Source organism: Levilactobacillus tujiorum (assembly GCF_012641185.1).
Taxonomy (GTDB): Bacteria; Bacillota; Bacilli; order Lactobacillales; family Lactobacillaceae; genus Levilactobacillus; species Levilactobacillus tujiorum.
Window position 1 is genome coordinate 191,702 of the sequence record NZ_JAAXLK010000001.1, and the last position, 6,331, is coordinate 198,032.

Genomic DNA, 6,331 nt, shown 5'->3' on the forward strand with positions numbered 1-6,331 from the left:
AATGGCAGTGCTTGAAGTGAAACACGTGACCAAAACCTTTGGTCATGGCACCAACGAAGTCACGGTATTGACCGATGTTAATTTTTCGGCTGCTGCGGGCGAGGTGAGTCTGGTGATTGGGCCGTCGGGTTCCGGAAAGAGTACCTTTCTGACGATTGCGGGTGGTATCCAGACGCCGACGACTGGGGATGTTGTGGTAGCGGGCAGCGGGTTGAGCCAACTCTCTGGCAAGGCGCGCGATGCCCTGCGGCTCAATCAGATTGGTTTTATCCTGCAGGCCTATAATCTCGTGCCCTATCTGACGGTGAAGGATCAGTTTGCGTTGGTCGATCGGGTAAAACCACAGGGCAATCTTGATCAAGCTGAACGGCGGCAGTTGTTGGCACAATTGGGAATCAGCCAGTTGGTTGATCAGTATCCAGCCGAGCTATCTGGCGGCCAAACTCAACGGGTGGCGATCGCCCGGGCACTCTACCAGAATCCAGACATTATCTTAGCGGATGAGCCAACGGCGGCGTTGGATAGTGACCGGGTAAAGGTGGTGGGGCAGCTTCTCCACGATTTGGCTAAGGACCATCACAAGGCCATCGTGATTGTGACCCATGACTTGCGGCTACAGGCTTATGCGGATCGGACGTATGCGATTATGGATGGCAAGATGACGGTAGCCTAGCTGGGTGAAAAGTAAGCCTCCAAAATAAAAGCTGATTGCGGGAAGTTTGAAGATTTCCGCAATCAGCTTTTTGGTCAGTTTAAATAAAGGTTGAAATCATCGTTAATGTAAAACGTGGACAAGTCGTGGGTTAGCCGTGATGTAGCCACCAGCAACTTGATAACGGAGCGTGTCACCTTTGCTGAAGTTGTTAGCATTGGAGTAGGCCCAACCCGTCACGGTAAAGCGGGTGTGGGATTTCTGTGGATAGTGGTGGTTGCGTTTGGTCAAGTTGGCCGTGGTGTAGCGGTTGAGTGCGGTCTTGGCCTGAACGCGGCGAGGCATCGTCTGCTTGCCAGCTTTGACTAATTTTTTGTTGGCAGAGATGTAGTGACCATTGTTGAGAACAAATCGGGTGGTGAGGTTGTGCGTCACGATCTTTTTGACTTTAAGTACTTGGCCTTGGCGGTAGTGGTTTTGCTGAGACGTCAGGTTCTTTTTGCTGTAAGCGTTGATTCCTTTAGGATTGATGACGGTAATGGTCGCGTGTTTAGCCGCGTAATAAACGGGTGAGGTGTAAGCCGCATTGGCCGTCACGTACCCGGTCTTACCATCGGTTTTGCTGAGGTGGTTGATGTCCTTGACGCGGTAACGCTTGACACCATTCTTAGAGGTGGCATAGCCGGTAACCAGGAACATTGGTCGGTTGATCCGCGACTTGTTGGCGTACCACTGTTGGCGGGCGCGATTGGTAAAGGTGGCCTGTTGGTAAAGGCCAATCTTCTTAGTCGCGTAAATGACGGCCCCTTTAGGGGCAATCGTGTCTGCTGCCGTTTCCGTGGCCGTAGCCTTGGTGTAAACGTAAGTTACGTCTTGCGTGGTATCGGTAAACGTCCCGGTCGCGTTTTGAGGCGTTTGTGTCAGGGTATAACCCTTGATGTCCAATGCCTTGGTTTGATAGGGTGCGCCGAGACTGCCGGTCAGGGTCTGATCAGCTTTGAGCGTAGCGCCATGGTTATCGACGTAGTGGACTGTGACGGGACGACTGGTGCGGTTGGGCGTTGGCGTATTCGTAGAAGGTGTGGTGTTGAAGGCAAAGATCCCATACTTTATTTGTAAGGCGACAGCGGCACCGTCCAATTGATAAGTGCCATTGGCTTGCTTGGTCAGTAGATTCGTCATGGGTTGTGTGAAGAACTTGGTGACGGCGTCTTTGGCACCATTAGGGTCAAGTTGACTAAGTTGTTTTGCCGTGTAAGCAGGATTATCTTGATTGACGTGATAAGCGCCACCTTGAGTCTTCAAAGTACCGGCTGCCTTGGCTGTGAAATTCCCCTCGTTGGCAAAGAGATCGTCGTAAACTGAGGCGGGATTGTTTGTATCACCATAGATAGCGGCTGACGTGATGATTTTATTGCGGTAAGTCGTGTTATATTCGGTTTGGAGCGTCTTAAAGTCCGCTGTCCCCAATTCTTCTTCAGCCAAAGCTTTAAAGAGCCAAGCGTTGAATACGTATTCATCCTGGAGCCCACTGAGGGCGTCGGCATCTGATAGTGAGCTACTGATATCCTTGATAGGACGTAAATATTGGAGAACGGTTTCGTTGGGCGTTAACGTCAGGGGCTCAGTTAGATCTGGCATGAGTCCGATAATTGCAGAAGCGTAGATATCACTCTTATGGCGGGGTAAGAATGCTGAGGCAAAGGTACCGTCCTTAATCGTCGAGGCAGAATAGGTTTGGGCACTCTCATCCGGATACCAGGGTACCTGATGCATCCCATGGCTGTCGACGGAGACATTGTAGGGTAAGCCAATGGAACTAATCGTGTATGTCGCGTTGCTAGCAGATCGCGTCGTACTGGGACTATCTGCGCTGACAATCTCAGCGGAAGCAGGAACAGCCAGACCACTGAATAAGGTTAGGGCCAGACCGGCAATCGTCATTTTTCTCACTAGGTGATGCATCTGAATCACTCCCAATGTTATATGTATTTAACAAAATTAGTGTATCATTAAAACCGTTTCGTGTAAAAACCTATTTTTATTTTTTAAAAGCGATTACAAATACTGACTGGACGGCATTTTAGTTTCAAATAATAGCCATAATCTAAAATGTATGCATATCCCTGAATGGCCAAATAAATAGCCGTAGCAATCATCACGTAATTGCTACGGCTATTAGGTGTGTTGTGTTTTGGCGCTAAGCCTTTAATTGGGGTTCGCTAAAATTCAAAATCTCTTTAACCGGATGGCTAGCTCGGGTGAAGACGGGAATGGTCTCAATTGGTGTCGCCACCGTGATGGTTTGGCCGCCATCATAGACGTGTTGCGTATTGATATCAATCCACTTTTCACCGGCGGGTAAGTAGATCTGACGTTGTTGTTCGTCCGCATGAAGGATGGGAGCTACTAAGATGTCGGGGCCAAACATGTACTCGTCAGAAATATTCCAGGCGGCATCATCCTGATTAAAGTCGTAGAACAGTGGCCGCATCACTGGTGTGCCCTTCTCATGGGCTTGTTTCATCTGTGCCATGATGTAAGGCCGCATGGCTTCACGTAAGAACAGATATTTGCGAAGAATCTGGTACGTGGCCTTGGGATACTTGTAGATTTCGTTAAAGGCACCTGAACCAAATGGCTGACCAAACATGCGATCAGCGTGTTCGATGGTCTGTTCAGCAGGCTCACGGAAGCCGTGAATACGCATGACGGGGCAGAAAGTTCCGAACTGGAACCAACGTGCGAGTAGTTCGTGGAACTTCGGGTCTTTAACGTTGCCACCAGTGAAGCCGCCGATGTCAGTCGTCCACCAAGAGATTCCGGAAAGTCCGGCGTTGAGCCCGGCCACAACCTGTTTTTGAAGGGATTCGAACGTGGAGTGGACGTCGCCAGACCATAACAATGTACCGAAGCGTTGACTACCGGCCCAAACACAGCGGACGAGGTTGATGATGTCTTTTTGTCCTTCTGCCTTTTGCCCTTCGTAGAAGGCTTTAGCATAGTCTAGTGGGTAGATGTTGCTGACCTTTAAAGCGGGTCCGATGTGGTAGCGGAAGTGGTCAAAATCATACATGAAGCCGTATTCTGGTTCAGCTTCATCTAGCCAGAAGAGGTGAATGCCTTTGTCGTAGTAATGCTGCTTCGCTTTTTGCCAAATGAAGTTTCGAGCGCCAGGATGAGTAGCGTCGAAGAAAGTTTCGTTGCCCATGAAGTGATAAGAATCATTGTACATCCGTTCAGAGCGGACGAGGTAGCCCTTATCGTTCATTTCATCGTAGTTTTCGCTATTAATATCAACCGTTGGCCAAATCGAAACCATCAGCTTAATTCCCATAGATTTCAACTCATCAACCATTGCCTTGGGATCTGGCCACTTTTCAGGGTCGAATTTCCATTCGCCTTGCTGCGTCCAGTGGAAGAAGTCGATGACGATCACGCTGATAGGTAGCCCGCGATCCTTGTACTCGTGAGCGACACGTAACAACTCGTCTTGACTGCGGTAACGGAGCTTGCATTGCCAGAAGCCACTGGCAAAGTCGGGCATCATTGGGACGTGGCCAGTCACAGCCGTGTAAGATTCTTCGATGGCTGCTGGTGATTCACCAGCAGTGATCCAGAAATCAATTTGATCGGTATCTTGGGCTTCCCACTTTGTTTCGTTATTGGCAAAGGTGACTTGGCCGATGGCGGGATTGTTCCATAAGAACCCGTATCCTTGATTGGAGATGACAAAGGGAACGTTGGCCTGGGTGTTACGCTGTGCCAATTCGAGAATACACCCCTTAAAGTTCAACTGTTTTTCTTGACGTTGGCCCATCCCGAAGATCTTTTCGCCATCAACCGCTTCAAACCGCATAGTAGCGGCGTAGTCACCACCAATAATGGGTTTGAGTTCACGACCGGGGATGCCTAGTGGGCTGGTTTTATGACCACCTGGCTTGACCTGCCAACGCTCTTCCAAGAGGGTTTTACCAGTTTGATCGGTGAAGGTTAACCAGCCAAATTTATTGATGCTGGCAGTCAAATGGCCGTTTTGAATGGCGCCAGTTTCGTTAGTGACCGTGACTTTGGCCGCTTCCTGACCACTAACTGGTTGGGTCAGTGCCCAGTTTTGGTTGGGCGCAAAGTCCGCTTTCTTGGTCACGCGAACCCGTAAGCTATTGGCCCCCCAAGGCTCTATGAGAATCTGTTCAGCTGCATGCGTCCAATATAATTTGTGTGTGTGATCTTCAATAATTGCCATAGATTAATCATTCTCCTTAGTTTGTAAGTGACGCTGCTTTAAGTCGGCAGCGATTTTACCTTCCATTCGCTCGTATTTGCCATAGAACAGCACAGGGATTAATGCGCAGGCAAAGAGAAAAATGGACACCCAAATAAAACTTAATTTAATTCCGAAGAGCGAGCGCGCCGTTTGCACGTGATTAGCGACGTAGCCGAAGTGGGCTAGAATCATGGATGGGATGAAGCCAGCTAACCCACTCCCCATTTTGATACAAAACGAACTCCCTAAAGCGGTTAAAATTCCTGAGGAGTGAATACCGGTCTTCCATTCGCCGAAGTCGACGGCCTGGCTTAACATTGAAAATGGCATGGTGACGGCAACCCCGGACCCCATATTACCGAAGATCCAGCCGAATAAAGCGATGCCGACGTTGTGGCCAGCGGCGAGTACGATCAATTGGCCCAGCATAGCGATGATGAAGCCAGCCGACCAAATCTGGGTTTTAGAAAATTTCTTGTTCAACCAGGGAATCAGTAGAATCATAAACAGTTGTAAAGAAGCCAATGAATTGAAGAGTGAGACGAGCCCTTTATCGTTAAAATTATAGGTGAAGTAATAAACTAACGTAGAATTACGGTTGGTGTAAGCCATCCAATAGAAAAGATTGCTAAGTACGATGATGACCCACGGCCAGTTGCCTTTAATCGCCTTGATACTCTTGTTGATGGGAACTTTCTCAACGGAAACGGGCACCCGTTCTTTGACCACTGTGAAGGCGTGTAGGGTGATAATAAGAAAGACGATCGCAACAATGACGATTAAGAAACGAAAGCCGACGGTATCATTGCCCTTGCCCAAGAAAGCAACGACGGGAAGACAGGCAGCGTTAATAAGGAAGCCACCTAATTGAGAACCAACCAATCGCCAAGAATTAGCTTTGAGTCGTTCCTGGGGAACCCGGGATAGGGAAGGTAGAATAGAGGTCAAGGGTGTGTTAATTCCCGTGTAGAGGATACCGGAAAGAATGTAAGTTACGGCACACCAGATGATCTTTTGTTTGTATGGTAAGGTAGGATTCCAAAACATTAAGATCGAGGAAATAGCAAAGGGAAAAGCTACCCATAAGAAGTAAGGTCGCGATCGGCCGTATTTAGAATGGGTAATGTCGATTAACGCTCCCCAAATGGGGGCATCAATGGCATCAAATCCACGAGCAATGAGAAGGATGACGCCAGCAACGGTTACCGGAATCTTGGCAACATCGGTGTAGAAATACAATAAATAACTGCTAATGAGAAAATAGATTAAGACCTGAGCAAAGTTTAAACTCGCATAATTACCTGAATTATTCATACCTTTCAAAAAAGTCGTCAGTTTTCATGTTTTTCAAAAACTGACGGCTTTTGATCTTGCTTACTATGTATTGAGACTCTAAATTTTGATGGTATCAC

At 48.3% G+C, this 6,331-nt stretch carries 4 protein-coding genes; 1 reads left to right on the forward strand and 3 read right to left on the reverse strand.

Annotated features, from left to right (window positions below):
* The first annotated feature begins 1 nt into the window (after window position 1).
* Window positions 2-673, forward strand: coding sequence for an ABC transporter ATP-binding protein (locus HF569_RS00840; RefSeq protein WP_168900971.1), 672 nt, complete (start codon window positions 2-4; stop codon window positions 671-673).
* 102 nt (window positions 674-775) lie between these two features.
* On the opposite strand, the gene HF569_RS00845 is transcribed toward HF569_RS00840, so the two are convergent.
* From HF569_RS00845 to HF569_RS00855, 3 genes are all read right to left on the reverse strand, one after another.
* Complete coding sequence (locus HF569_RS00845; protein WP_168900972.1) at window positions 776-2,617, reverse strand: DUF5776 domain-containing protein; 1,842 nt, start codon at window positions 2,615-2,617, stop codon at window positions 776-778.
* A 235-nt stretch (window positions 2,618-2,852) separates the two neighbouring features.
* Entirely contained in the window at window positions 2,853-4,898 is a 2,046-nt protein-coding gene (locus tag HF569_RS00850; protein ID WP_168900973.1) for a glycoside hydrolase family 31 protein, read from the reverse strand.
* A 3-nt stretch (window positions 4,899-4,901) separates the two neighbouring features.
* On the reverse strand, window positions 4,902-6,233 hold the full coding sequence (locus HF569_RS00855; protein WP_168900974.1) for an MFS transporter: 1,332 nt from the start codon (window positions 6,231-6,233) through the stop codon (window positions 4,902-4,904).
* Between the last annotated feature and the right edge of the window lie 98 nt (window positions 6,234-6,331).

What these genes read in the sequence shown, in the direction of transcription:
- HF569_RS00840 (WP_168900971.1), top strand. Translation starts at nt 2, where the DNA reads ATGGCAGTGCTTGAAGTGAAACACGTGACCAAAACCTTTGGTCATGGC.
- HF569_RS00845 (WP_168900972.1), bottom strand. Translation starts at nt 2,617, where the DNA reads ATGCATCACCTAGTGAGAAAAATGACGATTGCCGGTCTGGCCCTAACC.
- HF569_RS00850 (WP_168900973.1), bottom strand. Translation starts at nt 4,898, where the DNA reads ATGGCAATTATTGAAGATCACACACACAAATTATATTGGACGCATGCA.
- HF569_RS00855 (WP_168900974.1), bottom strand. Translation starts at nt 6,233, where the DNA reads ATGAATAATTCAGGTAATTATGCGAGTTTAAACTTTGCTCAGGTCTTA.